Origin of the sequence: Shewanella oncorhynchi, from assembly GCF_030848765.1 — a bacterium.
Lineage (GTDB): Bacteria > Pseudomonadota > Gammaproteobacteria > Enterobacterales > Shewanellaceae > Shewanella > Shewanella oncorhynchi.
This window is the reverse complement of sequence record NZ_CP132914.1, coordinates 1,294,786-1,318,770: the sequence shown is the minus strand read 5'-3', so window position 1 is coordinate 1,318,770 and position 23,985 is coordinate 1,294,786. Positions and strand designations below refer to the sequence as shown.

At 47.0% G+C, this 23,985-nt stretch carries 20 protein-coding genes; 11 read left to right on the top strand and 9 right to left on the bottom strand.

All coding sequences use genetic code 11. The annotated features are described in order from the left end of the window. Positions 1–101: 101 nt before the first annotated feature. Both nrdR and glyA read right to left on the bottom strand, forming a co-directional pair. A complete protein-coding gene (gene nrdR, locus RA178_RS05930) occupies positions 102–551 on the bottom strand; it encodes a transcriptional regulator NrdR (RefSeq protein WP_006082643.1) in 450 nt (149 codons plus the stop codon). A gap of 274 nt (positions 552–825) precedes the next feature. Further along, on the bottom strand, positions 826–2,079 hold the full coding sequence (gene glyA, locus RA178_RS05925; protein ID WP_306684911.1) for a serine hydroxymethyltransferase: 1,254 nt from the start codon (positions 2,077–2,079) through the stop codon (positions 826–828). Positions 2,080–2,268: 189 nt separating this feature from the next. Between glyA and ettA the strand changes: the two genes are divergently transcribed. Next, on the top strand, positions 2,269–3,936 hold the full coding sequence (gene ettA / locus RA178_RS05920; protein WP_028761391.1) for an energy-dependent translational throttle protein EttA: 1,668 nt from the start codon (positions 2,269–2,271) through the stop codon (positions 3,934–3,936). A 140-nt stretch (positions 3,937–4,076) separates the two neighbouring features. Here the strand turns inward: ettA and RA178_RS05915 are convergent, their stop codons facing one another. Then, positions 4,077–5,018: a LysR family transcriptional regulator gene (locus RA178_RS05915; protein ID WP_306684910.1), complete on the bottom strand. Its 942-nt coding sequence runs from the start codon at positions 5,016–5,018 to the stop codon at positions 4,077–4,079. A 275-nt stretch (positions 5,019–5,293) separates the two neighbouring features. Between RA178_RS05915 and RA178_RS05910 the strand changes: the two genes are divergently transcribed. The 7 genes from RA178_RS05910 to RA178_RS05880 all read left to right on the top strand — a co-directional run bounded on the left by RA178_RS05910 (position 5,294) and on the right by RA178_RS05880 (position 14,586). Next, positions 5,294–6,217, top strand: coding sequence for an MBL fold metallo-hydrolase (locus RA178_RS05910; RefSeq protein ID WP_306684909.1), 924 nt, complete (start codon positions 5,294–5,296; stop codon positions 6,215–6,217). Between the two features lie 202 nt (positions 6,218–6,419). After that, a complete protein-coding gene (locus RA178_RS05905) occupies positions 6,420–7,112 on the top strand; it encodes a DsbA family protein (RefSeq protein WP_306684908.1) in 693 nt (230 codons plus the stop codon). Between the two features lie 2 nt (positions 7,113–7,114). Continuing rightward, positions 7,115–7,585: a nuclear transport factor 2 family protein gene (locus RA178_RS05900; RefSeq protein ID WP_306684907.1), complete on the top strand. Its 471-nt coding sequence runs from the start codon at positions 7,115–7,117 to the stop codon at positions 7,583–7,585. A gap of 297 nt (positions 7,586–7,882) precedes the next feature. Then, complete coding sequence (locus RA178_RS05895; protein ID WP_219254122.1) at positions 7,883–9,085, top strand: metallophosphoesterase; 1,203 nt, start codon at positions 7,883–7,885, stop codon at positions 9,083–9,085. A gap of 246 nt (positions 9,086–9,331) precedes the next feature. Continuing rightward, positions 9,332–10,126: a substrate-binding periplasmic protein gene (locus RA178_RS05890; protein WP_306684906.1), complete on the top strand. Its 795-nt coding sequence runs from the start codon at positions 9,332–9,334 to the stop codon at positions 10,124–10,126. A gap of 210 nt (positions 10,127–10,336) precedes the next feature. Continuing rightward, positions 10,337–11,446, top strand: a complete 1,110-nt coding sequence (locus RA178_RS05885; protein ID WP_105251741.1) for an efflux RND transporter periplasmic adaptor subunit — start codon at positions 10,337–10,339, stop codon at positions 11,444–11,446. Next, positions 11,446–14,586, top strand: coding sequence for a multidrug efflux RND transporter permease subunit (locus RA178_RS05880; protein WP_306684905.1), 3,141 nt, complete (start codon positions 11,446–11,448; stop codon positions 14,584–14,586). The genes RA178_RS05885 and RA178_RS05880 overlap by 1 nt, the downstream gene beginning before the upstream one ends. A 79-nt stretch (positions 14,587–14,665) precedes the next feature. Here RA178_RS05880 and RA178_RS05875 read toward each other — a convergent pair whose 3' ends face one another. After that, complete coding sequence (locus tag RA178_RS05875) at positions 14,666–15,829, bottom strand: multidrug effflux MFS transporter (RefSeq protein ID WP_306684904.1); 1,164 nt, start codon at positions 15,827–15,829, stop codon at positions 14,666–14,668. A 145-nt stretch (positions 15,830–15,974) separates the two neighbouring features. Between RA178_RS05875 and RA178_RS05870 the strand changes: the two genes are divergently transcribed. Continuing rightward, positions 15,975–16,742, top strand: a complete 768-nt coding sequence (locus RA178_RS05870; RefSeq protein ID WP_306684903.1) for an AraC family transcriptional regulator — start codon at positions 15,975–15,977, stop codon at positions 16,740–16,742. 75 nt (positions 16,743–16,817) lie between these two features. Here the strand turns inward: RA178_RS05870 and RA178_RS05865 are convergent, their stop codons facing one another. Continuing rightward, positions 16,818–17,729, bottom strand: coding sequence for a DMT family transporter (locus RA178_RS05865; RefSeq protein WP_306684902.1), 912 nt, complete (start codon positions 17,727–17,729; stop codon positions 16,818–16,820). A 193-nt stretch (positions 17,730–17,922) separates the two neighbouring features. Between RA178_RS05865 and RA178_RS05860 the strand changes: the two genes are divergently transcribed. Together RA178_RS05860 and RA178_RS05855 are read left to right on the top strand one after the other, a co-directional pair. Beyond that, the gene (locus tag RA178_RS05860) at positions 17,923–18,783 is read left to right on the top strand and encodes a helix-turn-helix transcriptional regulator (RefSeq protein ID WP_168822879.1); all 861 of its coding nucleotides are present in this window, start codon (positions 17,923–17,925) and stop codon (positions 18,781–18,783) included. 115 nt (positions 18,784–18,898) lie between these two features. Next, a complete protein-coding gene (locus RA178_RS05855; protein ID WP_006082658.1) occupies positions 18,899–19,372 on the top strand; it encodes a LabA-like NYN domain-containing protein in 474 nt (157 codons plus the stop codon). Between the two features lie 113 nt (positions 19,373–19,485). Here RA178_RS05855 and RA178_RS05850 read toward each other — a convergent pair whose 3' ends face one another. The 4 genes from RA178_RS05850 to RA178_RS05835 all read right to left on the bottom strand — a co-directional run bounded on the left by RA178_RS05850 (position 19,486) and on the right by RA178_RS05835 (position 23,890). Then, positions 19,486–19,962, bottom strand: a complete 477-nt coding sequence (locus RA178_RS05850; RefSeq protein WP_306684901.1) for a group I truncated hemoglobin — start codon at positions 19,960–19,962, stop codon at positions 19,486–19,488. Next, the gene (locus RA178_RS05845; RefSeq protein WP_306684900.1) at positions 19,959–20,840 is read right to left on the bottom strand and encodes a DUF3034 family protein; all 882 of its coding nucleotides are present in this window, start codon (positions 20,838–20,840) and stop codon (positions 19,959–19,961) included. Before RA178_RS05845 ends, RA178_RS05850 begins: the two co-directional genes overlap by 4 nt. 76 nt (positions 20,841–20,916) lie before the next feature. Further along, complete coding sequence (locus tag RA178_RS05840; RefSeq protein ID WP_306684899.1) at positions 20,917–23,223, bottom strand: bifunctional diguanylate cyclase/phosphodiesterase; 2,307 nt, start codon at positions 23,221–23,223, stop codon at positions 20,917–20,919. Then, on the bottom strand, positions 23,213–23,890 hold the full coding sequence (locus RA178_RS05835) for a methylamine utilization protein (RefSeq protein WP_306684898.1): 678 nt from the start codon (positions 23,888–23,890) through the stop codon (positions 23,213–23,215). The genes RA178_RS05840 and RA178_RS05835 overlap by 11 nt, the downstream gene beginning before the upstream one ends. Positions 23,891–23,985: the final 95 nt, after the last annotated feature.

Genomic DNA, 23,985 nt, shown 5'->3' with positions numbered 1-23,985 from the left:
AGGTTTCGGCTTTCACCAGTCTTACAAACCTGTCTTTTAAATTTGTGCTTTCACGCCAATCGCTCGTACACGTCTGCCTTGTCGGCGACAAAACTCAATGACTACTTTTGCAGTTTGGCGATGGCTTCGCCAAATTCAGACACGTCTTCAAAGGCACGGTACACGGAAGCGAAACGTATGTAGGCGACTTTATCTAGGCTCATCAATTGCTCCATCATTAAGTTACCTACCATTTCTGACGGCACTTCCCGCTCGCCAGTGGCGCGCAGGGTTGACTTGATTTTGCTAAGCGCTTGCTCGATTTCATCCATAGACACGGGGCGTTTTTCAACGGCGCGCAACATGCCACCTTGGAGTTTTTCTTCATCGAAGGGTTGGCGTGAACCATCACGCTTAATCACCCTAGGCATGACTAATTCAGCGCCTTCGAAGGTGGTAAATCTTTCATGACATTCGGTGCATTCTCGGCGACGGCGCACTTGGTGGCCTTCTGCCACTAATCGGGAATCGATGACTTTAGTATCTGTCGCGCTACAAAATGGACAATGCATTGAGCCTCCTGCCAGTGAATGGTCGTAAAGCGTTAATGGGTTTACCTGTTAAATCTCAGTCAAACGCAATGGATTTAAGCCTAAGATTTTACCAATAAAAATGGCCGCAAGATGCGGCCATGGGATTTTATCCTATTTATGGGCTGAGGTTAACTACCTGAGCTTAACAACCTAATGTTAAGTGCCTGATGCTAAGTACCTGATGTGACAGGTATCAAGTCAGTCGGCGGTCAATCTCGGCCATTCATCTACTAAACGTAGATGCATAGGCAAATTAGCCGTAAACAGGGAAACGTGCGCAAAGTGCCAATACTTGGCCTTTAACACGCTCAATCACAGCAGGATTGCTTGCATCATCAAGGATGTCACAAATCCAGCCAGTCAGCTCTTTCGATTCCGCTTCTTTAAAGCCGCGGCGCGTAATGGCTGGCGTACCGATACGCACACCTGAGGTCACAAAGGGTGAACGTGGGTCGTTTGGCACTGAGTTTTTGTTCACAGTAATGTTAGCGCTACCTAAGGCGGCATCGGCTTCTTTACCCGTTAAGTCACGACCAATCAGGTCAACTAGCATTAAGTGGTTGCTGGTTCCGCCAGAGACGATTTTGTAACCGCGCTCAAGGAACACTTCAACCATAGCTTTAGCGTTGTTAACCACTTGCTGTTGGTAAACTTTAAATTCTGGCTCTAGGGCTTCTTTGAACGCCACCGCTTTACCGGCGATAACGTGCATCAATGGACCACCTTGACCACCAGGGAATACCGCAGAGTTCAACTTCTTATACAAGTCTTCATCGTCAGCAGCTGACAGGATCACGCCACCACGAGGACCCGCTAAGGTTTTGTGGGTCGTAGATGTCACAACATGTGCGTGTGGAACTGGGTTTGGATAAACGCCCGCAGCAATAAGACCGGCAACGTGTGCCATATCGACAAATAAATAAGCACCGATTTTGTCTGCGATTTCACGCATTTTTGCCCAATCAACGATACCTGAGTAGGCAGAGAAACCGCCGATCATCATCTTAGGCTTGTGTTCTAAGGCAATACGTTCCATCTCGTCGTAGTCAATTTTGCCAGACTCGTCGATACCATAAGGAATGATGTTGTACAGTTTGCCAGAGAAGTTAACCGGTGAACCGTGGGTCAAGTGACCACCATGAGCTAAGCTCATGCCCAGTACGGTATCGCCAGGCTTTAACAATGCCATGTAAACCGCGCTGTTTGCCTGTGAACCTGAATGAGGTTGTACGTTAGCGTAAGTTGCGCCAAACAGTTGTTTAGCACGTTCAATCGCTAAGGTTTCAACTACGTCCACATACTCACAACCACCGTAGTAACGCTTGCCTGGATAGCCTTCAGCGTACTTATTGGTTAACTGTGAACCTTGCGCTTCCATCACGCGTGGACTGGTGTAGTTTTCAGAAGCAATCAGCTCAATATGCTCTTCTTGACGCAGAGTTTCATTCTGAATTGCGTTAAACAGTTCCGGATCATAATCTGCGATATTCATATCTTTTTTCAGCATTGCTTACTCCAGCTGCCAATTCTTATAGGTAGGGTTGCGCGGTATTCTACTCGGAACGCGGTCACAATCCCAGTATTTGAAACATGAAATTCCTGCAGAGAGTGCTTGAACTTGGCTCATTGTCGAGTTGAGTTCGGCGCGCAATCGAGTAGAATTAGCCGCATCATTAGTCACTTAAGATAGAGAAAAATGGCTCAGTTTGTTTACAGCATGCTGCGGGTGGGTAAAATTGTTCCGCCTAAGAAGCAGATCCTTAAAGATATTTCTTTAAGCTTTTTCCCCGGCGCCAAAATTGGCGTACTCGGCCTCAACGGTTCAGGTAAGTCGACACTACTGCGCATTATGGCGGGTATCGACACCGAAATTGAAGGCGAAGCGCGCCCAATGCCGGGATTGAAAATCGGTTACCTGCCGCAGGAACCTAAACTCGATCCGAATCAAACCGTACGTGAAGCGATTGAAGAAGCGGTAGCAGAGGCAAAAAATGCCCTGACTCGCCTCGATGCCGTTTACGCAGCCTACGCCGAGCCGGATGCCGATTTCGACGCCCTTGCAAAAGAGCAAGGCGAACTCGAAGCCATTATTCAAGCCCAAGATGCCCATAACTTAGAGTACGTCCTTGAGCGCGCCGCCAACGCCCTGCGTCTGCCAGATTGGGATGAGAAAATCGAAGTATTATCCGGTGGTGAACGTCGCCGCGTGGCGATTTGTCGCTTGCTGCTTGAAAAACCAGAAATGCTGTTACTGGACGAACCAACCAACCACTTGGATGCTGAATCTGTGGCTTGGCTTGAGCACTTCCTGCAGGAATATGCTGGTACTGTGGTCGCGATTACCCATGACAGGTACTTCCTCGACAATGCCGCTGGCTGGATTTTAGAACTCGACCGCGGTGAAGGTATTCCGTGGGAAGGTAACTATTCTTCATGGCTTGAGCAGAAAGATGCCCGTCTAAAGCAAGAATCGGCTACCGAAAGCGCTCGCCAAAAGACCATTGCCAAAGAATTGGAATGGGTACGTCAAGGCGCGAAAGGCCGCCAGTCTAAAGGCAAAGCCCGTATGGCACGCTTTGAAGAACTGAACACTAACGATTACCAAAAACGTAACGAAACCAACGAGCTGTTTATTCCGCCAGGACCACGTTTAGGTGACAAGGTTATTGAAGTGAATAACCTGACCAAATCTTACGGTGACCGCGTATTGATCGACAACCTGTCGTTCTCTGTGCCTAAGGGCGCGATCGTCGGCATTATCGGTGCCAACGGCGCGGGTAAATCGACCCTGTTCCGCATGTTATCCGGCGCTGAAAAGCCAGACAGCGGCAGCATTGAGCTGGGTGATACAGTGCAACTGGCCTCGGTTGAGCAGTTCCGCGATTCGATGAATGATAAGAACACCATTTGGGAAGAAATTTCCGGTGGTCAAGACATCATGCGTATCAACAACATGGAAATTCCGAGCCGCGCCTATGTAGGCCGCTTCAACTTCCGTGGTGGCGATCAGCAAAAAGTCATCGGTACTTTATCTGGTGGTGAACGTAACCGCGTGCATTTAGCCAAACTGCTGCAAGCGGGCGGTAACGTATTACTCCTCGACGAACCCACCAACGACTTAGACGTTGAAACCCTGCGCGCACTGGAAGAAGCGATTCTGGAATTCCCAGGTTGCGCTATGGTGATTTCGCATGACCGTTGGTTCCTCGACCGTATCGCGACCCACATTCTGGATTATCGCGACGAAGGTCAAGTGAACTTCTACGAAGGTAACTACACAGAATACTCGGCATGGTTGAAGAACACCTATGGCGCCGATGTGGTTGAGCCACACCGCTTGAAATACAAGCGCATGATAAAGTAAATCTAGAATCTAGAATCTAGGCAAGTGTAAATCTGAGGAGTTTAGCTCGAAAGAGTTAAGCTCCTTTTTTATGGCATCCAGTTACGCTATGAGTGCCGTAGACTTTGGCGCTATTTCAAAGGTGCTATTTCAAACTGGCACTATTTCAAACTGCCAAAATAGGCCACCAGCATGTCCATCATCACCCTAAGTGCAGGCTGCATATGTTTGCGGGATTGATACACGCCATACACACCGAGGGACTGAGGCTTAAACTCAGTTAACAAAGGCACTAACTGACCCGAGTCTAAATAGGGTTTCGCCGCCCAAACAGGCTGCATAGCAATCCCCTCGCCTGCCAGTGTAGCATTGAGCACCACCATGGAATCATTGGCGCTAAAATTGCCATTCACAGGCACATTAAACGCCTGACCTTGGTTTACCTTAGGATCGGAGTTCAGCGCTTGAGCCTGTTTCGCCCCTACATCGGTTTTATAAAAGCACCACATCACATCGCCAAAATAGGAATAGGTTAAGCAGTTGTGCTGAGTTAAATCCTCGGGATGCAGCACGGCGGCGCGCGCGGCAAGATAACTCGGTGCGGCACACACCACAGACTCACACTCCCCTAAGCGCCTAGCGATAAGATTGGGATCGAGTTCATTGGTAATGCGAATAGCCAGATCAATCCGCTCGGCGACTAAATCGACGGTTTGGCTGCTCACGTGGAAATTCACGCTCGCCTGCGGATAACTGGCTAAATATTGCTGTACCACGGGCGCTAAAATCTGATGCGCCAAAAACTGGGAGCAACTAATACGGAGTAATCCCCGCGGAATCGCCACAGCGGCGTGGCTTACCGCAGGCACTTCGTTAGCCAGTTCGAGCAGCCGATGGCAATAGTCCAGCACTTGCTCACCCGCGGGCGTTAAGCTGAGGCTACGCGTCGAACGATGCAGCAACCTAGCACCAGACCATTCTTCCATTTCGCTCAAGTAACGGGTCACCATAGAACGCGACATATCTAAGGCATTGGCGGCGCTGATCATGCTGCCGCGCTCAACAATAGTCACAAACACCTTAGCCGCTTCAAGTCTATCCATGATTTATCTCCACTCACATTCAATCACTAACTTTCAATCACTCGAAGGCCCACTCACATACTCGCGTATCCACATAGCTAATAGCTAATAATTAAGAGTGCCAGAGTGCATACAGCTATTCGTCCGATTAATGCAACAAACATGGGCAGATACTCGCATTTATCTATTGATTATTGCAACCTATACTTAACTCACTTTTTGCAGCAGCTGCAAATCAATGAATGCTAAATCGAACCTTTTTACTCTTTCATCCTGTGACTATAAGTGAGCCCAAAATGAACACATCGACCTATGCTATACGCAACACAGTTAACGCCACATTGAAGGCCTCGTCTAAAATCAGCCTAGCCGCCACCTTGTTGCTGGCAGGGCTTAGCGCGGTCAATGCTGCGCCATTGCAAGTGAGCCATTTTAATCCCGGCGAAAACAGCATCTTTGCCGTGTCATCAAGCTTTATCAGCGGCGAACACGAAATGATGTTAGTCGATGCGCAATTTCAAAATAACGATGCCCAAACCTTGGTTGATACCATCAAGGCCAGCGGTAAAAAGCTGACTCAGGTGTATATCAGTCATAGCGACCCTGACTTTTATTTCGGTTTAGCCGTGATTAAAAAGCATTTTCCCGATGCTCAAATCGTCGCGACTCAAACCACAGTCGATGCCATTAAAGCCTCAATGGAAGGCAAACTCGCCTACTGGGGACCGATTTTAAAAGATAATGCGCCAAGCGAATTAGTGTTACCTAAGGCGATTCACAGTGACACTTTTACTATCGACGGTGAGCAAGTGATTATCAAAGGTTTTAATGATAAACACCCTAAACACACTTTCCTGTGGGTGCCATCGGCAAAAACCATTACAGGTGGCGTTGAAGTGTTTGATAACACGCATGTTTGGATGGCTGACACTCAAACTGCCTCTGAGCGTCAGGAATGGTTAACCCATTTAGATGCAATGGAAAAACTGCTGCCGACCACAGTGATCCCAGGGCACTATTTAGGCAAAGCGCGATTTAATACCCACGCCATCGGTTTTACTCGTGAATATGTAAAAGCCTTTGAAATCGCTGCAAAAGCCTCGAAAGATTCAGCCGAATTAATCCAAAAGATGCTGGCGCTATACCCACAAATGCCAGCTGATGCAGGGCTTGAGATCAGCGCCAAAGTTTACATGGGCGAAATGACCTGGCCTATGTAAGCCCAGCCATATCTATCTAGGCGATTAGGTACAAGCATTTAAGTGAAAACAGTTAAAGACGGGCACGTGAGCGATTGCGTGCCATTTTTTAGCTAAATGACTGCACCTAAATAACGGTACCAATCTAACTATTTTAATCAATAATCTCAAAGGGCTTAAGTCGCTAATGTCGCGACGAACTTAAGCCAAAAGGTTTAACACTATGACTCAGCCAACAACTCATCCAACTAGCAAAACCAGCAGCACAGCAACGGCCAAAGAGCGCACTCTGCACGCCATTATCGACCCTTTATGTGGCTGGTGTTATGCGGCAGCGCCTTTACTCGATGCCGCTGCAAAAGCAGGCTTTACCATTAAGCTCCACGGCGGCGGTATGCTCACGGGCCCAAGACGTAAACAAATCGATGCTAACTGGCGCGACTATGTTATGCCCCACGATCTGCGTATTGCCGAGCTAACCGGACAACCTTTTGGGAAAAACTATTTTGATGGTCTACTGCGCGATACCGCAATCGTACTCGACTCGGCGCCTCCGATTAAAGCCATGCTCGCAGTCGAGGCCATGGGTGGCGACAGTTTGGCCTATCTACACTCAGTACAACTGGCCCATTACCGTGATGGTCACAGCGCCAGTGATGAAGGTAATCTCGCAAGGTTAGCCGCTGAACTTGGGCTCGACCCTATAGGCTTTGCGCAGCATTATGCCCAAGGTGAAGACAAGCTATATGAGCATATTGTTGAATCCAGAGCATTACTGAATCTGATGGGTGCCCAAGGTTTCCCTTCAATGGCTATAGAGGATGATGACGGCAACATCACCGCCATTAATATCAACCGCTTTTATGGCCAACCCGCCCAGTGGTTAAGCCATCTTGAAGCACAGTTTGAGTCGTAATCATGCCAACGCTTAATAGTGTTCCAACAAGCTCTTTAGTGAGTGAGCCTGCTCAGTTAAATCTTATCGAAACAGCAAGGCAAACTGATGCGAATCTTGCACTTGTCAAAAGTACTTACGAGGGACATAGCTCAGCCGAAAATGCTAAAAATCTTGAGCATGCACTGGCAAATGACGCACGCTGGACAGAGGCGGCAGGTTTTCCCTATACGGGCACTTACATAGGTTTTAGTGCGATAGCCGCCAATGTGTTCGCCCGCCTCGAAAAAGAATGGGATAACTATCGCGTCGATATCGAAGACTATGTGGCACAGGGCGATAAGGTTTTTGCCTTCGGTACTTATTCAGGTACTTATGTCAAAACGGGCAAACATTTTACCGCTCGAGTCGCCCATTTATGGAAGATACACAGCGGCAAAATCGTCAGTTTCGAGCAGTTTGTTGATAGTTATACCGTCGTCAATGCCATGTAACTGCCAATACCATGTAACGACAGTCATGCACTTATTAGACATGCAATGATGGAATAACTGAATCACGAGGCGAACAAGTTTAATTTAGCCCGCCTCACGACTTGCCGATGTTAAGCCTTATCCGTATGATTTAGTGTTTTCAATAGGTTGAGCACTTGACATTAAGTACTTAAGATTAAGCACTTGCGATTAAGCGCTTGAAATTGAATTCGTCAAGCTGCACGTTCGAAGACTCATCAACTCAAGTGTCTAAAATGACAAAATAAATAACTAAAACAAGAACAAGGATGCGGTCTAATGCAAATCAATTCGATGCCAGTCGGGGCTCACCCAATCATGCTATCTATGACGCGACTTAGCCGAGCCAGCCAATGGATACTCAAGCAACAGAGAAAATTCACGCCCCTGTTATGGCTTGTCACCGCACTCCCCTTTACCTCACTTGCGTTTATCTCACTGGCGGCCAATGCAAGTGAAACTGATACAGAGTTAAAAATTCAAGAAAGCAGCATCACCGATGGCCCTTATGTGTTTTTAGATGATGCTCAAAAAGACACAGCCTATTGGATTTGCCATAGTGAACTAAAACAAACACCGATTGCGAAGGCGCAGTTAACTCGCCCTGCCAGTTGCGGTGAATTACCCCAACCACACCTTCACACACAAGCTGTCACGGTTGAGCCAGATACCTTCACCCATGTCAGCAAAATTGTCGCCCTTAGCGATGTACACGGCCAGTTTGATGTAATGATTAACTTGCTAAAAGCCCATCAGATTATCGACAAAGATAACCACTGGGCCTTTGGTGACGGTCATATGGTGATGACGGGCGACATGTTTGACCGTGGTCATCAAGTCAATGAAGTATTGTGGTTTTTATATTCCTTAGACCAAGAAGCCCAAGCTGCGGGCGGACGCTTACATCTACTCATGGGCAATCACGAGCAAATGGTGTTTCGCGGCGACTTACGCTACGTCAACGAACGCTACCAAGTCTCGGCAGATTTACTCAAACGCAGCTACGATGCGCTCTACAACAAAGACACCGAAATAGGCCAATGGCTTCGCAGCAAACATACTTTAGTCAAAATCAATAATATCTTGTTTATGCACGGCGGCATCAGCCCTGAATGGGTCGAGCGTAAATTAAATATCAACGATGCTAACCAATTATTTCGGCAGCATTTAGATGATAAAAAATCCGATTTAAAGCAAAATGATTTACTCAACTTTTTGTTTTTTACCAATGGTCCAACTTGGTATCGCGGCTACTTTAAAGATGAACTGAAAGAGTCAGATATCGATAGCATACTGAGCTATTTCAAGGTCGATCATATCGTCGTAGGGCACACATCGCAGGAACAAGTTATTGGGCTTTATCATAATAAAATCATTGCGATAGATAGCAGCATTAAGAATGGTAAATCAGGTGAGCTGTTACTTATCGACGCTGGAAAACTCCGCCGAGGTTTGTATCAGGGTGAGCAGGTTTCGCTATAACCTGCCTCACTAATATCTTTTGCCCCAATACGTGCATGAGCTAGCGCCTTAATCCACGAATGCGCTGGGGCAATAAGGCATGAATAAGCAAGGGTAAAACGGGCGCCCGCCATGGATCTAAATCGGCATAACACTCAATCGTATGCTCTCAATATACGCTCATCTTAATATCCATAAGTTCGCCAGTTTTAATTAACTCTGACTATACTCAAGCCAAGTGCGACTCACCTAAGTACTGGAGTAGAAATGGGGAAGAAATTACTCAGATTATCTAGCTTTTGCTTGTTTCTATTCAGCTTCTATCCCCCAGCATTTGCGGGCAGAGAACTCCAATTAGTCGCCACTAACTATCCTCCTTTTTATGCCGATGCCTTACCTGAACAGGGCGGCGTTGCGCAAGTCGTCAAAGAAGCTTTTAAACGCCAAGGTTACACTGCAAGTCTCAAGTTTTATCCCTTCGCCCGCGCAGCTTTACTCGTTAAAACAGGCCAAGCTGATGGCATCATTGGGCTCTGGTATCGTAAAGAGCGCGAGCAATGGGCCCAATATTCTGCGCCTATCCAACCCGTACAAATTGTATTTTATAAACGTAAAGATTCACCGCTGAGTTTCAGTCAACTTTCAGATCTTAAACCTTTCACTATCGGTATAGGTCGCGGTTACGCTAATCCACCAGAAATCTTCGCCGCGGGACTCACCACAGAGGAAGGAAATTCGGATGAGATGAATCTCAAAAAGCTGTTTTTAAAGCGTATTGACTTAGTCTTGATTGGCCATAACTTAGCGAGGTATTTAATTAAAAAAGGACCAAGTGAATATGAGGGTGCCTTTGAGCAAGTCGGCCACCCCATAGCGACTGAGGTATTTCATTTAGGGATCTCTTTGGCTGTGGCGGATCATCCGCAGTTAGTGACGGATTTTAATCAAGGTTTAGAGAGTATGCGCCGCGATGGACGATTAGCGGCAATTTTAAGCCAATATCCTCAGGTTGAAACGACTCAAGCGCCGATTGAAAAAACGCGAACTGAAGTCCATCCCTAAAGTCCGTCCAGCTTTTAAAAAGCAATAACAGCACAAAAAAACAGCAAAACTCTCGTTGAATTGTGCTCAATGCTCAAAAAACACAATTTCTTTCATTTTCGTTCGCTTACCTTTACAAACTTTTACCCAACTGGCGTACGTTATTCACTAGAATAGCGCCATTAGAGCGATTACCTTTTTAAACTGCCTTTGCGCGAGATAATAATTACAATGAAAAAAACCATTATTGCCATTGCCCTGCTTGCGATTATCGCCACAGCGGTGAGTTTTAGTGATGTCCTTCAAGCGGCTAAACCCGAGAACGCACCACATCTTATGCGTACCGTTCCTGTGGTCACGGGTGAAGTGATTGAATATCCATTAGCGCAATCTATCTCTCTTATCGGCAAACTCGCGGCTGAACGTGCAGTGATCATTGCACCGCAAGTCACAGGTAAGATTAAACAAGTCGCAGTGACCTCAAACCAAGCGGTAAAAAAAGGCCAGTTACTGATCGAACTCGATGATATGAAAGCCCAAGCCGCCGTCGCCGAGGCTAATGCTTTCCTCAATGATGAAAAACGTAAACTCAAAGAGTTTGAAAAACTGATCAGCCGTAACGCCATTACCCAAACCGAGATTGACGCACAAAAAGCCAGTGTTGATATCGCCCAAGCACGCTTATCCTCCGCCCAAGCAGATTTACATTACCACTCGCTGATAGCGCCGTTTGCGGGTAATACTGGCCTGATTAATTTCAGCGAAGGCAAGATGGTCAGCATGGGCACTGAGTTGATGTCGCTAGATGATTTGTCCAGCATGCGCCTCGACTTACAAGTGCCTGAGCATTTCCTATCGCAACTGAGTATTGGCATGCAAGTGTCAGCCACCAGTCGCGCTTGGCCGAATGAAATCTTTACTGGCAAAATGGTGGCTATCGATCCCCGCGTCAATGAGGAAACCTTAAACCTCAAAGTACGGGTGCTATTCGATAATCCGAAGAAACGCTTGAAACCGGGCATGATGATGTCGTCAACCATCACCTTCCCAGCGATTTCAGCACCTATGGTGCCAGTACAAGCTCTTGAGTATTCAGGAACTAAACGTTACGTATACGTAGTTAGCGCCGACCACATTGCCCACCGCACAGAAGTGACACTAGGGGCACGTATCGATAACCAAGTCTTAATCGAAAGCGGTTTAAACATAGGTGACAAAGTCGTGGTACAGGGCTTAGTCAATATGCGCGATGGCCTGCAAATCAATGAAGTCACGCTCGATGGTAAAGCCTCAGCCCGTGCGACAGAGCTTTCAGGTCCTAAAGCAACGGAGACGAAATAATGTGGTTATCCGATGTTTCGGTTAAACGCCCTGTCGTTGCCATCGTTTTAAGCTTACTGCTGTGTGTATTTGGCATAGTGTCGTTCACTAAACTGTCGATACGGGAAATGCCCGACGTCGAAAGCCCTGTGGTCACCATCAGCACCAGTTACTCGGGTGCATCGGCGGCGATTATGGAAAGCCAGATCACTAAGACTTTAGAAGATGAGCTAACAGGGATCAGTGGTATTGACGAAATCACCTCGACCACACGTAACGGTAGCTCGCGTATCACAGTTAAATTCCTCCTCGGTTGGAACTTAACCGAAGGGGTCAGCGATGTGCGTGATGCTGTGGCCCGCGCCCAACGCAGACTCCCAGAAGATGCAAAAGACCCCGTCGTCTCAAAAGACAACGGCTCCGGCGAACCCTCTGTCTATGTGAATTTAAGCTCGAGTGTGATGGACCGCACTCAATTAACGGACTACGCCCAGCGAGTACTCGAGGACAAATTCAGCTTAATCAGCGGCGTGAGTTCTATCAGCATTTCCGGCGGCTTGTATAAGGTCATGTACGTCAAGCTAAGACCCGAACAAATGGCAGGGCGTAATGTTACCGCAACGGATATTATCAACGCCCTGCGTAAAGAGAATATAGAAACGCCCGGCGGCCAAGTGCGCAACGACACCACTGTGATGTCGGTGCGTACCAAACGCTTGTACTACACGCCGAAGGATTTCGACTATCTTGTGGTGCGTACCGCCAGCGATGGCACGGCTATCTACTTAAAAGATGTGGCAGATGTGGCTGTTGGCGCACAAAACGAAAACTCGACCTTCAAAAGTGACGGCATAGTTAACATCAGTTTAGGCATTATTGCCCAGTCCGATGCCAACCCCCTGCTCGTTGCCAAAGAAGTGCATAAAGAAGTTGATCGCGTACAAGACTTCCTGCCCGAAGGCACTAGCCTAGTGGTCGACTTCGACTCGACCGTATTTATCGACCGCTCAATTAACGAAGTGTATAGCACACTTTATGTCACGGGCGCCTTGGTCGTACTCGTGCTGTATATCTTCATTGGACAAGCGCGAGCAACGTTAATCCCAGCGGTGACGGTTCCAGTATCTTTGATCTCGGCATTTATCGCCGCCAACATGCTAGGTTATTCGATTAATCTACTGACATTGATGGCATTAATCCTCTCCATCGGTCTGGTGGTGGATGATGCGATTGTGGTGGTCGAGAACATTTTCCACCATATCGAAAAAGGTGAAGAGCCCTTACTCGCCGCCTATAAAGGTACTCGCGAAGTGGGCTTTGCCGTTATCGCCACTACGGCGGTACTGGTGATGGTATTCCTCCCTATTTCCTTTATGGAGGGCATGGTCGGGCTACTATTTACCGAGTTCTCCGTGATGCTGGCGGTGTCAGTGCTGTTCTCCTCCTTAGTGGCACTCACACTTACGCCTGTACTGAGCAGTAAATTACTCAAAGCCAACGTCAAACCGAATCGCTTTAATCGTTGGGTCGACAGCGGCTTTGCTCGCATGGAAAGCGTTTATCGCGTCGCCGTGACTCGAGCGATTAAACTCCGTTTACTCGCGCCCTTAGTTATCCTCGCTTGTATCGGCGGCAGCGCTTGGTTAATGCAACAAGTACCGTCACAACTCGCGCCGCAGGAAGACCGCGGCGTGTTGTTCGCCTTTATTAAAGGCGCCGAAGGCACCAGTTATAACCGTATGACAGCCAACATGGACATAGTCGAAGACAGACTCATGCCCTTGCTCGGTAAAGGTGTGCTGCGATCCTTCAGCGTACAAGCTCCCGCCTTTGGTGGCCGTGCTGGCGATCAAACTGGCTTTGTCATCATGCAGCTAGAAGATTGGGAACACCGCGATGTGACTGCGCAACAAGCCCTTGGAATTATTAGCAATGCCTTAAAGGATATTCCAGATGTAATGGTTCGCCCTATGATGCCAGGCTTTAGAGGGCAATCGAGCGAACCCGTGCAATTTGTACTTGGTGGTTCGGACTATGCCGAACTGTTTAAGTGGGCGCAGATATTGAAAGAAGAGGCTAACGCTAGCCCTATGATGGAAGGGGCTGACTTAGACTACGCAGAAACAACGCCAGAACTCATTGTTACTGTCGATAAAGAGCGCGCCGCAGAACTGGGGATCAGTGTCGACCAAGTATCGGAAACCTTAGAAGTCATGCTGGGTGGCCGTACCGAAACGACCTTTGTTGATCGAGGCGAAGAATACGATGTGTATTTACGCGGTGATGAAAACAGTTTCAATAATGTCGGTGACCTGAGCCAAATCTACATGCGGTCAGCTAAGGGCGAATTAGTCACTCTCGATACTGTCACTCATATAGAAGAAATTGCCTCTGCACAAAGATTAAGCCACACCAATAAACAAAAATCGATCACCCTCAAGGCTAACGTCAGTGAAGGTTACACCTTAGGTGAAGGCTTAAAGTTCCTTGACGCTAAAGCCATTGAATTATTACCTAAGGATATTTCGATTGGTTACACGGGCGAATCCAAAGATTTTAAAGAAAACCAAAGCAGTATCTTTATCGTATTTGGTTTAGCTTTACTGGTTGCCTACTTAGTATTAGCCGCACAGTTTGAGAGCTTTATCAACCCGTTAGTGGTGATGTTTACTGTGCCTATGGGTGTATTCGGTGGTTTCTTAGGACTACTGATCACGAGCCAAGGGATCAACATCTACAGCCAGATAGGCATGATCATGTTAATTGGTATGGTGACTAAAAACGGTATCCTCATCGTGGAATTTGCCAACCAATTGCGCGACCGCGGCTTTGAACTCGATAAAGCCATTATCGATGCGTCATCCCGTCGTTTACGGCCAATCCTAATGACAGCCTTCACCACCTTAGTGGGTGCTGTACCGTTAATTTTCTCAACGGGCGCGGGCTCAGAAAGCCGTATCGCTGTAGGTACTGTAGTGTTCTTCGGAATGGCGTTTGCTACCTTTGTGACCTTACTGGTGATCCCCGCCATGTATCGATTAATCTCGGCCACAACGCACTCTCCTGGTTATGTTGAAGCTAAGCTCGAAGCGGCGATTAAAGCACAAGAGTTAGCGGCACAAGAGGCGGCAAAGCAGCAGGAACTCGCACCTAAAGCCTAGCTTTTCACGTCTACACAAAATGTAGAAATTACATAAAAAAAGCCAAGGTACTTACTATCTTGGCTTTTTTATTTGCGTCTTAAGCGTTTTTTGCTTTATTGGCTAAGCCTAAAAGTAAACCTAAGCCAACGCAAAGCAGTGCACTTAACGTAATCACAATACCTAAATGGTGGATGATTCCCGCGCCGCCTAAACCTAATCCCAACAGAATATAATAAAATAGTCCAAAGAGTGCGCCAGCAGAGCCCGCATAGGTGTGGTAGCTTGCCAGAGCCGAGCTGAGTATGTTCGGAATTGCGATACCGTAAGCCATCACAATCAATAGCATAGGGGCTAAAAAGTAAACATTATCCAGCCCTATAAAGGTCGATTGGATCAGCCAAATACCCAGCCCACCGACAAGTGCAATAGCACTGGCTAAGCGAACGAGTTGTGCGCTGGTGTGGCCTCGACCCAGCATTATTTTATTAACATAACTACCAAGGAAAGCACCAAAGCCTAACAGTAAGCCACTAGTACCAAAGGCAAGCGTCGATAAGCCTTGCGCCTCAAACATAAATGGCGCCAGTGAAAAGTAGCTAAACCACATTAGGTTAAACGCCGCCACCAACAAGCTGCTCTTAATAATCTCGCTGTCGGTAAGCATCTTAATCGCTAACTCGCCTATCGCGATTTTCTGGGTATGTGCGGGTTTCGTTTCGGTTAAGGATTTTACCGACAAAAACAGCAGCACAATTGCAGAGACCATGAGTGCGGCAAACACACCTTGACATCCCCAATACGCACTGAGGATACTGCCCAATAGCAATCCGATGACAGGGCTTATCCCAAGTGACATTCCCATCACAGAAAAGACTTTGGCTAATTCTTCGCCGCTATAACTGTCACGCATCATAGTTTGGGTAATCACAGAACCCACTGCCGCGCCAAAAGCCGACAATACGCGGGCCAGCAACAACAGGCTAAAATCGCTCACCATCAAGGCTAACGCTGAGCCAATGGCATAACATACTAATCCCGCGAGCATAGCTTTCCGGCGACCAATAATGTCGGCTAAGCGGCCCCAGCAAAATACGCCGATAGCAAAGGCAATAAAGTACACAGATAAGGTTTGCGATGCGCCAGCAATCGACACCGCAAAGTGTTCTGCAATATTAGGCAACGCTGGGCTATAGATAGTTTCCATTATTTGCGGAAACATCATTAGCAGCACAGCGAGCCCTAAAGGGGGTTTTATATTCATGATTTTTAGTCCATTTCAGCACTCCAACAAATGAGTTGGTTTACCGAAATGTCACTCCATACTTGTCAAAGATAGCGCAGTATAGATAAAATCCAAATGTAACAATTAACAACACTTAGACAAAAAACATCAAAAATAGGACAAGATGGCCTTTATTCTACCCGAACAACTATTTAATCCAGATCTGCTGGATAATCTGGTTATTGGCATTGCCGCCGATATGGGCGAACACGATTCGGGAATGCATTACCACAGGAAGGCACAACTGCTTTATGCTCCAGCAGGATGCATGACATTCACCCTAACCCAGGCTCAAGTGGTATTACCGCCGACGCGAGCCGCTTGGCTGCCAGCAGGTGTCGAGCACAGTGTCAGAATGCATAATGTCGTCGCCTATCGCTCACTCTACTTTGAGCCAGAAACCGTCAGCTCATTGCCCGATAAGGTCACTATTTTCCATGTAAACCCACTACTCAAAGCCTTAATCGACACTATGTCGTTTTGGCCTTGGGACAAACCAAGAAGCAGTCAACACAATGCCTTTTTGCTGCTCTGCGAAGAATTGGGCAATGCCACGGAAGAAAATCTGGCTTTACCCCTCCCACAGGATAAACGTTTAACAACCTGGCTTGCGCAACTACAGCAACATCAGAAACCGCCAGCCAATCTTAAGGATATGGCAGTAGAAATCGGAGCCAGTGAACGCACAATTAGCCGCATTTTTAGCGCACAAACGGGAATGGCTTATCAAGCCTGGCGCCAGCAATGGCGATTACTTGCGGCCATAGAACAATTAACAACGGGAACCTCGGTGGCGCAGGTGGGCTTTAATTTACAATTTTCCAGCGACAGTGCCTTTATCAGCTTTTTTAAGCAATATACCGGCACTACTCCGGCACAATATTTCAAATAAGTACTGGCTCGACTGACTTACAATCGTCGAATCGAGCCTTGCCTCATATGCACTTTCATGACGCTAGCTGCGACGTTAGGCTTTAAAAGCTGGCGTGGCAGAAGACTTAAACCAAGCAAGCGGTTTTTGACGGCGCGTTAACATGTTTCCGAGCGCGACCAGCAAGAGTCCCACGCTTGAATACCAAGTCCACTGATAATCCTCAAACACACTCGATACACTTAACGCCACCACAGGGGTAATCACCAACAGATATGCAGCGGCATTAGCGCCAATTCGCTCAACCAAGATCAAATAAGCGGTAAAGCCAATCACAGAGGCGATAACGGCTAAGTAAAACAAGCTGCCAAGATAGCTGGTTGTCAGCGGTAAACTAAAGCTTAAATCTTTAAACCAGATGATCAGCAGTAACGCCGCACTGCCATAGCACATGGCATAGGCTGTTGAGGTAAAGGGCGACACATTATCGCGCGAGTTGCGCATACTGATCATGTTACCAATCGAGAAAAACCACGTACCTAACAGCGAAAACAATAAGCCCCACACTAAATTTTGTGACCACTGAGTCGCGAGCAAATCGGCACCAAAGAGTAAGCTAATGCCCCCCAGACCGACACCGACTCCTAACCAAAAATTACGACTAGTTGGCGTACCGTAAAAAATGCGGCCATGTATCGCATTAAAAATGGGGGCAGTGGCCATAATCACCGCCGTTAAACCGCTGGCGATATAATGGGTTGCGGTATAAAACGCGATAAAGTTCAAACAAAATAGACACACGCCTTGTAGCGCAAACCAAGGATGCTGCCTAAGCTTTACCGCTTGCAGCTTGTTAAAGGCAAAGCCAATGGTGAACATCAAGAGACTCGCAATCGCAAACCGATAGAAAATCGAGACTTCCGTCGCCACCTCACCGTGCTGCCACTTAATGGCAATCCACGAAAAACCCCACACAAAAATCATCAGCAAATACATCACAGCAGCCATAATGAGTCCCCTACACCTTCATAAAATGCTTAATGAGGCAAACTATACAGCGATGGCTTTCGTCCTTATGTCACCATCTTGTTGGCCATAACACGATATTGCGGTTTTAATCGCGAGCGGACGTTGAGCCACGCCCATAAGTGCGATAATTTGGAAAGACAAAATGCTTAGCCAGTGAGATCACTAGGAACCCATGGAGCCCAAATACATCAGTTTTGATAAATCCGCCAAAACCTGTATTCGTAAACAAGCGATTACGGAGGATTTATCTTGGGCTCATTATCAAAATGCGAGCGAGCGTCTGTATTACCAAAACGATGCACAACATACGCTGAGCATGTATCTGGATGGCGGCTACGAAACCCACAGAACCGATATCAAGGCCGACTATGGTGCGCCCAGTAAGTTTTGTCTTATGCCCCAAGGTAGCGAGAGTCGTTGGCAACTGGGACAACCGCAGCAGTTTATGCATTTGTATTTTAGCGATGAACATCTTAAAAAATTGGCGGTGCGAGTCTTTGATAAAGATCCACGCCAAGTGCGTTTACCTGAGTTGACCTTTGTCGATAATCCGAGATTGGAGGCGCTGTTTCGGCACCAAGTTGCGGGGCTCGATTGGCAGACGAGGGATCACCATCTGATGATGGAACAAGTAACCGACACTGTGCTGGTGACTTTGCTGCAAAGCTCAGGCTTTAATTTGTCGGTGGGGCCAATTAAGGGCGGACTCGCACCTAAAGTGGCCAAAGCGATCAAAGAGTTTATTCATTGCCATTCCCATCGGCAAATTTACTTGTCTGAGTTGGCCGAGCTTGCCCAACTTAGCGAGTACCATTTTTGTCGCATGTTTAAATGCCAATTTGCGATGACGCCGCAGGAGTATTTGCTGCAAGTGCGCATTGAAAAGGTCAAACAAAGCTTGAGTCATTCAACGCAATCATTGACTGAGATCGCCCTCAATAATGGCTTTGCCAATCAAAGTCATATGGGGCGTTACTTTAAAAAACTCAGCGGCATGTCACCGGGCGAATATCAAAAATACCATAGAAGCTAACATACGCTTTGGGTTCACCATCTCGACGGCTGAACCCAACACTCTAACATCCTTGAAAACCCCATTGCCTCGATATGCTATAGTGCCCTTACTCCCCTAACCGCTGGAAAACGCCTTGAAGAAAATCGCTTTATTTGTCGATGTACAAAACATCTATTACACCTGCCGCGAAGCCTATGGTCGCCAATTTAATTATCGTAAACTGTGGCAACACTTAGGTTATGAAGGTGATATAGCGTTGGCCGTGGCTTATGCCATCCATAAGGGCGACGATGGGCAATTGAAATTCCAAGACGCACTAAAGCACATAGGTTTTGAGGTGAAGTTAAAACCGTTTATTCAGCGCAGCGATGGCTCAGCCAAAGGCGATTGGGACGTGGGGATCACCATAGATATTATGGAAGCGGCGAGTGAAGTGGATACAGTGATCTTATTGTCTGGTGATGGCGATTTCGATTTATTGCTGCAAAAAATTCATCAAAAATATGGCGTTGAAACCCAAGTGTATGGCGTCCCTACCCTGACGGCTAAATCCTTAAGGGATGCAGCCTCTCAATTTCACCCTATCGATGAGGCGTTATTGCTCTAGTCACAAGACAAAAATGAGGCGATTCATCACACTAACCGTATCTGACTCATTCACTCTTTCGCCCCACAATGTCGAGACACTATGTAGAGCTTCTACTTTAAAGATGAAGCAAGTCACTGATAGGTAATGTCCGTATACATAGGGGCGAGACGTTTTAGAAAGGCATTACGGGTAGATAGCGGAATATGTTGCTCTCTCATCGATTCAATCAAATGGCCGACTAAGGCATCGAAATCCGCTTGAGTAATATTCAAGCCTCTATGACTGTGCTGCATACTTTCGCCGTGATACACGCAGCCGCCATCGGCAACCAGACAGAAATGTTCAATGGCACGCTCACGAAATAACGCAATATCAGTCTCTTGAAAGTGATGCACTATGCGTGGATCTGTGGCAATACGTGCCAGCAAACCATCGACTATCGCCGATACGCCTGCGTTACCACCTAAATCTTGATATAAGGTTTGCTGGCTTGCGGTTTGATGACTCGAGTGAGTTTGTGATGCAGAGGTTTCGGTCGTTTGCACCGCACAGCCAGTGAAAAAAAACACTACGACGAAAGGTATTAACTTCACCCGTAAACGCCTCATAACGCCCCCTCCACCGATAGGTACCAACCCCGTTGCTCTTCAAACCCCGCTATGCTGCCCAAATTCGCATAGGCCGTAACCACGGAAAGATGCTTATTGATAAACCACGCTAAAAACACATCTTGCCAATCATCCTCACGGGCAAAAGCTAACTCATCGGGTTTCTGGCGATATTCGATACCCAGCGCCACATTATCCGTCAGCAATACCGCGGCAGAGGCTTCGAGCACAAACTGGTAATCATGATTGGCTTGAGTACCAAAACCCAATAAACCTGTTTGATTCGCCTTAGTCGCGCGCACGGTACCATTGAGTAATACATTTCGTCCCGCTATCGCATCAAAAAATACTTTGCTGGCAGCAACATACATATCTAAACCCCAATCATCCCGCGCCCCAACCGCCTGAGGAATCGCAAAGTCATCGACTCTTTTATACTGGGCACCTAAGGCAATTTGCGGCATAGCCGTATAAAGTAACTCTCCGGCAAGCTTGTATTTTACCCCAAAGATATCTTGGCCTAACTCGCCGCCCATAGTATCCAAATCAAAGGTTTGCCGAGCAACACTGAGCTCGAATCGATTATCAAAACTCAAGGAAGCGCCAATCACTTTCAGCGTAAAGTCATCGACATAAACGCCTGTCGCCATCGCCGTAGCGGACCATTCACCGCTACTACCATAACCGTTGATCACAGCCCATGGCACTATGCCACCGCCAGCACTGCCTTCAATCATCGTCCCGCCGCTAGTCGTGACCACACGGCTACCTTCAGCAAACGTAGGAACAGTGCCCAATAGTAAAAATAGGCAAAACAAAGCCTTAACATAAGTCCAAGTTAATGAATTCAACTTCAATGCATTTATGGAAATGTTCACTTGATGCTCCGCTCTAATTCTGTCGACGATGAATCGTTAGTCTAACGTCTTTGCATATTGACTTGAGTAAACGCGCTTATGCATCAGAGGTATTTGGATGGTTAAACGCCTCGAACCACAGATCAAATTCAGCCGCTTTTAAGGGTTTCGAAAACACGTAACCTTGAATGATATCGCAATCAAGATTGCGCAATATCTCAACACCTTCTTGTTCTTCAACCCCTTCGGCTACTACGGTAAAACCTAAGCCATGGATCAATTTAATACTCGTATCGACTATCATCACATCTTGGCTATCCGTGAGCATGTCTTTGATAAAGCTGCGATCAATTTTCACTTCATTAACGGGTAAAATTTTCAAATAGGCTAATGATGAATGACCTGTGCCAAAATCATCAATGGCAACAGACACGCCCATGTCACGGAATCGCTGTAATACACTCACCACTGTCTGTGCATCTTTCATCACGGCGCCTTCAGTGACTTCGATACAGAGTGCACCGCTTGGCAGATTATTGTCTTTCAGTAAAATGGCGATTTGATTCGGTAAGCGAGTATCGACTAAATCATGGGCCGACAGGTTAATAGCCAGTTTTAGCACCATACCCCGCCGCTGCCATGTCACTAATTGCTGAATTGCCTGCTTCAATACCCACTGGCTAACAATATCAATGTTGCCAGAGTTTTCTGCGAGTTGAATAAACTCATCGGGCGGAATAAACCCTAAGGTTGGATGCTGCCAACGGATCAGTGCCTCGGCGCCAGTACACTGATTTAAGTGTAAATCCACCTTAGGTTGAAACACGAGATAGAGTTGGTTTTGCGCCAAACCTATGGGCAAATCGCGGATAATAGTCAGCTCACGCTGGTATTTCTCATCGGCGCCCTGACGATAACTGACAATGCGTTGCTCCTCGAGACAGGCTTGATTGAGGGCAATTTCGGCGCGGCGCACTAACACATCGATATCGGCACCGTTGCCATCGATTTCCAGTAATCCCGCCCGCACGGTAAGAGAGATATTTGAGCCTTGGATTGGAAATGGCGACTCCAACATATCCAATGATTTCAGCAAGTGCTCGGGACGAATACCTTGGCTATACAGGAGTAAAAATGAGTCGCCGTCTAATCGCGCGAGTAAATCTGGAGTGGGGGCTAATTGCTCTAAGCGACGGGCAAAAAGCAGCAACAAAGTATCGGCGTTAGCAAAACCGATAATGTCGTTGATATGGCGAAAATGTTTAATATCCAGCAATACCATAGCGCCGGATAGCTCATGTTTAAGATCCGCTAAATGCTGTTTTGCCGCAAAACGATTGAGTAAACCTGTCAAGCTATCGTGGCGAGACTGGTAGACTAAATCCTTTTCCCGCGCTTCAATATCATCGCGCATTAAGGATAAACTCTTAGCCAACACCCTCAGCTCTGCTGGCGCACCTTGAATATTGGCAGGCTGCTTACCTTGACCGATTTTACGGGCATAATTCACAAGTTGATGCACGGGTTCAGTCAAACTGCCCGACAACCAAATCGCAATCGCAATCGCCAGTGCTAAGGTCAAAGCAAAAATCAGCAGCATATTATTGCGTAGTTGCTGATAACTTTGCTGCCACTTGAGGTTTGATTGATGTAGTAGCGCTAATTGGCTGCCGTTGTGATCATAAAGTTTGATGCCCATAGACAGATGATCTACGGGAATACTTTCACTAGGCATTTTCAGCAAGCTAGGCAATAAGCTCGCCTGCTCAATTACACTTAACTTTTCATTATCTGATAAGGTTGAAGCTATTTCAGTGCGGCCCGTTGCCTGATTGACAAAACTCACATCAATGCCCGTAATAGCTTTAGCTTGTTGGGCGACCTTCTCATCCAATAAAAAACCCATGCCAACCCAAGCGATTAAGGTCGGCGCCTTCACCGGCTGCAGCACAAACTGATAGCTAGCATGATCAAAATTAAGGATAGCTAACGCATTATGATTGCTGGTGGTCATATTAAATAAGGATTGAATATCATCCTGAGTGAGTCCGGGCAAACTCGAGGTCAAGAGCTCCCCTTTAGGTGATAGCAATACAGCGGCGTCGGCACCAATACGAGAGCCGTGATTAGATAACACTGATTCAATGGTTTCTTGCTCACCAGTAGCAATCGCGCGCTTAAAACCAAAATCGGCACTGAGTACGGACAAACTTTGACTAAGCTGAATACCGCGATTCGATAACACTTCGAGAAACACATTCGCGCCAATATCGAGGCTTTTCTGTTGCTGTAAAAAGTTATCTTTTTCGGTCGCTGTCAACACGGAAAAAGCCGTGGCAAATTGCACCAACGTCAGCACAATAAAGAAAACTAAAATCAGCCGAGCGCGAAAACTATTTAGCATGTAATGGCTTACCTTCAGAATCGTAGTGACCAAATCCCGACGGCGGAGCCGACGGTTTAGCTTGACGCTCAATGTCTAAGGACAGACTGAGTTGATTAGGACCATTAACTATCAGTAAATCCGTTGGCTCTGATGCCGCCTTCTGCCATGGATGCCAGCGCTTAACTTTATATTGACCGACGGTAAGTCCCTTAAACTGGATCTCACCTTTCTCGTCCGTCACAGCGACAATAGGGCTATCTGCCACATAGATAAATGCCTGCATATAATCGTGAATATTACAGCCAAGCGCGACCAAACCGGGTTTATCGAACTGAATCGGCGCTTCGGCCTGACCCACATACAATTTAAGTTCGAAAGGTTTAGCTTCTGAAAAAGAATACACATGGTGGCGAGTACGATCTAAGTTGGGAAAATCCACCTTTGCACCTTTAGGCACCGCCAGCACAAAGGGGATAAAGGTTCGATTTTTTTGCGACATTTCATAATGCTCGACAGGTATTGCATTATCGGGCATCACTGCAGGGATTAGCTCCACAACAGCATCGGCAATGGCCTGTTGTTGCAGATCTACTAAATTAATATTGAGTTCAGCAGCCATGACTTGAGGCGTGAAATAGATCAAAACGCAAAGTACTAACGCATATAAAACGCGATATAGGATCATCCGTTACCTCGGGCATAGTGATGCAAGGCCAACAAGTACCTTAGCTGAGTTCTGCGTAAAAAAACGATCTAGATTCATCTAGCATTGTACATTAC

What these genes read in the sequence shown, in the direction of transcription:
- nrdR (WP_006082643.1), bottom strand. Translation starts at nt 551, where the DNA reads ATGCATTGTCCATTTTGTAGCGCGACAGATACTAAAGTCATCGATTCC.
- glyA (WP_306684911.1), bottom strand. Translation starts at nt 2,079, where the DNA reads ATGCTGAAAAAAGATATGAATATCGCAGATTATGATCCGGAACTGTTT.
- ettA (WP_028761391.1), top strand. Translation starts at nt 2,269, where the DNA reads ATGGCTCAGTTTGTTTACAGCATGCTGCGGGTGGGTAAAATTGTTCCG.
- RA178_RS05915 (WP_306684910.1), bottom strand. Translation starts at nt 5,018, where the DNA reads ATGGATAGACTTGAAGCGGCTAAGGTGTTTGTGACTATTGTTGAGCGC.
- RA178_RS05910 (WP_306684909.1), top strand. Translation starts at nt 5,294, where the DNA reads ATGAACACATCGACCTATGCTATACGCAACACAGTTAACGCCACATTG.
- RA178_RS05905 (WP_306684908.1), top strand. Translation starts at nt 6,420, where the DNA reads ATGACTCAGCCAACAACTCATCCAACTAGCAAAACCAGCAGCACAGCA.
- RA178_RS05900 (WP_306684907.1), top strand. Translation starts at nt 7,115, where the DNA reads ATGCCAACGCTTAATAGTGTTCCAACAAGCTCTTTAGTGAGTGAGCCT.
- RA178_RS05895 (WP_219254122.1), top strand. Translation starts at nt 7,883, where the DNA reads ATGCAAATCAATTCGATGCCAGTCGGGGCTCACCCAATCATGCTATCT.
- RA178_RS05890 (WP_306684906.1), top strand. Translation starts at nt 9,332, where the DNA reads ATGGGGAAGAAATTACTCAGATTATCTAGCTTTTGCTTGTTTCTATTC.
- RA178_RS05885 (WP_105251741.1), top strand. Translation starts at nt 10,337, where the DNA reads ATGAAAAAAACCATTATTGCCATTGCCCTGCTTGCGATTATCGCCACA.
- RA178_RS05880 (WP_306684905.1), top strand. Translation starts at nt 11,446, where the DNA reads ATGTGGTTATCCGATGTTTCGGTTAAACGCCCTGTCGTTGCCATCGTT.
- RA178_RS05875 (WP_306684904.1), bottom strand. Translation starts at nt 15,829, where the DNA reads ATGAATATAAAACCCCCTTTAGGGCTCGCTGTGCTGCTAATGATGTTT.
- RA178_RS05870 (WP_306684903.1), top strand. Translation starts at nt 15,975, where the DNA reads ATGGCCTTTATTCTACCCGAACAACTATTTAATCCAGATCTGCTGGAT.
- RA178_RS05865 (WP_306684902.1), bottom strand. Translation starts at nt 17,729, where the DNA reads ATGGCTGCTGTGATGTATTTGCTGATGATTTTTGTGTGGGGTTTTTCG.
- RA178_RS05860 (WP_168822879.1), top strand. Translation starts at nt 17,923, where the DNA reads ATGGAGCCCAAATACATCAGTTTTGATAAATCCGCCAAAACCTGTATT.
- RA178_RS05850 (WP_306684901.1), bottom strand. Translation starts at nt 19,962, where the DNA reads ATGAGGCGTTTACGGGTGAAGTTAATACCTTTCGTCGTAGTGTTTTTT.
- RA178_RS05840 (WP_306684899.1), bottom strand. Translation starts at nt 23,223, where the DNA reads ATGCTAAATAGTTTTCGCGCTCGGCTGATTTTAGTTTTCTTTATTGTG.
- RA178_RS05835 (WP_306684898.1), bottom strand. Translation starts at nt 23,890, where the DNA reads ATGATCCTATATCGCGTTTTATATGCGTTAGTACTTTGCGTTTTGATC.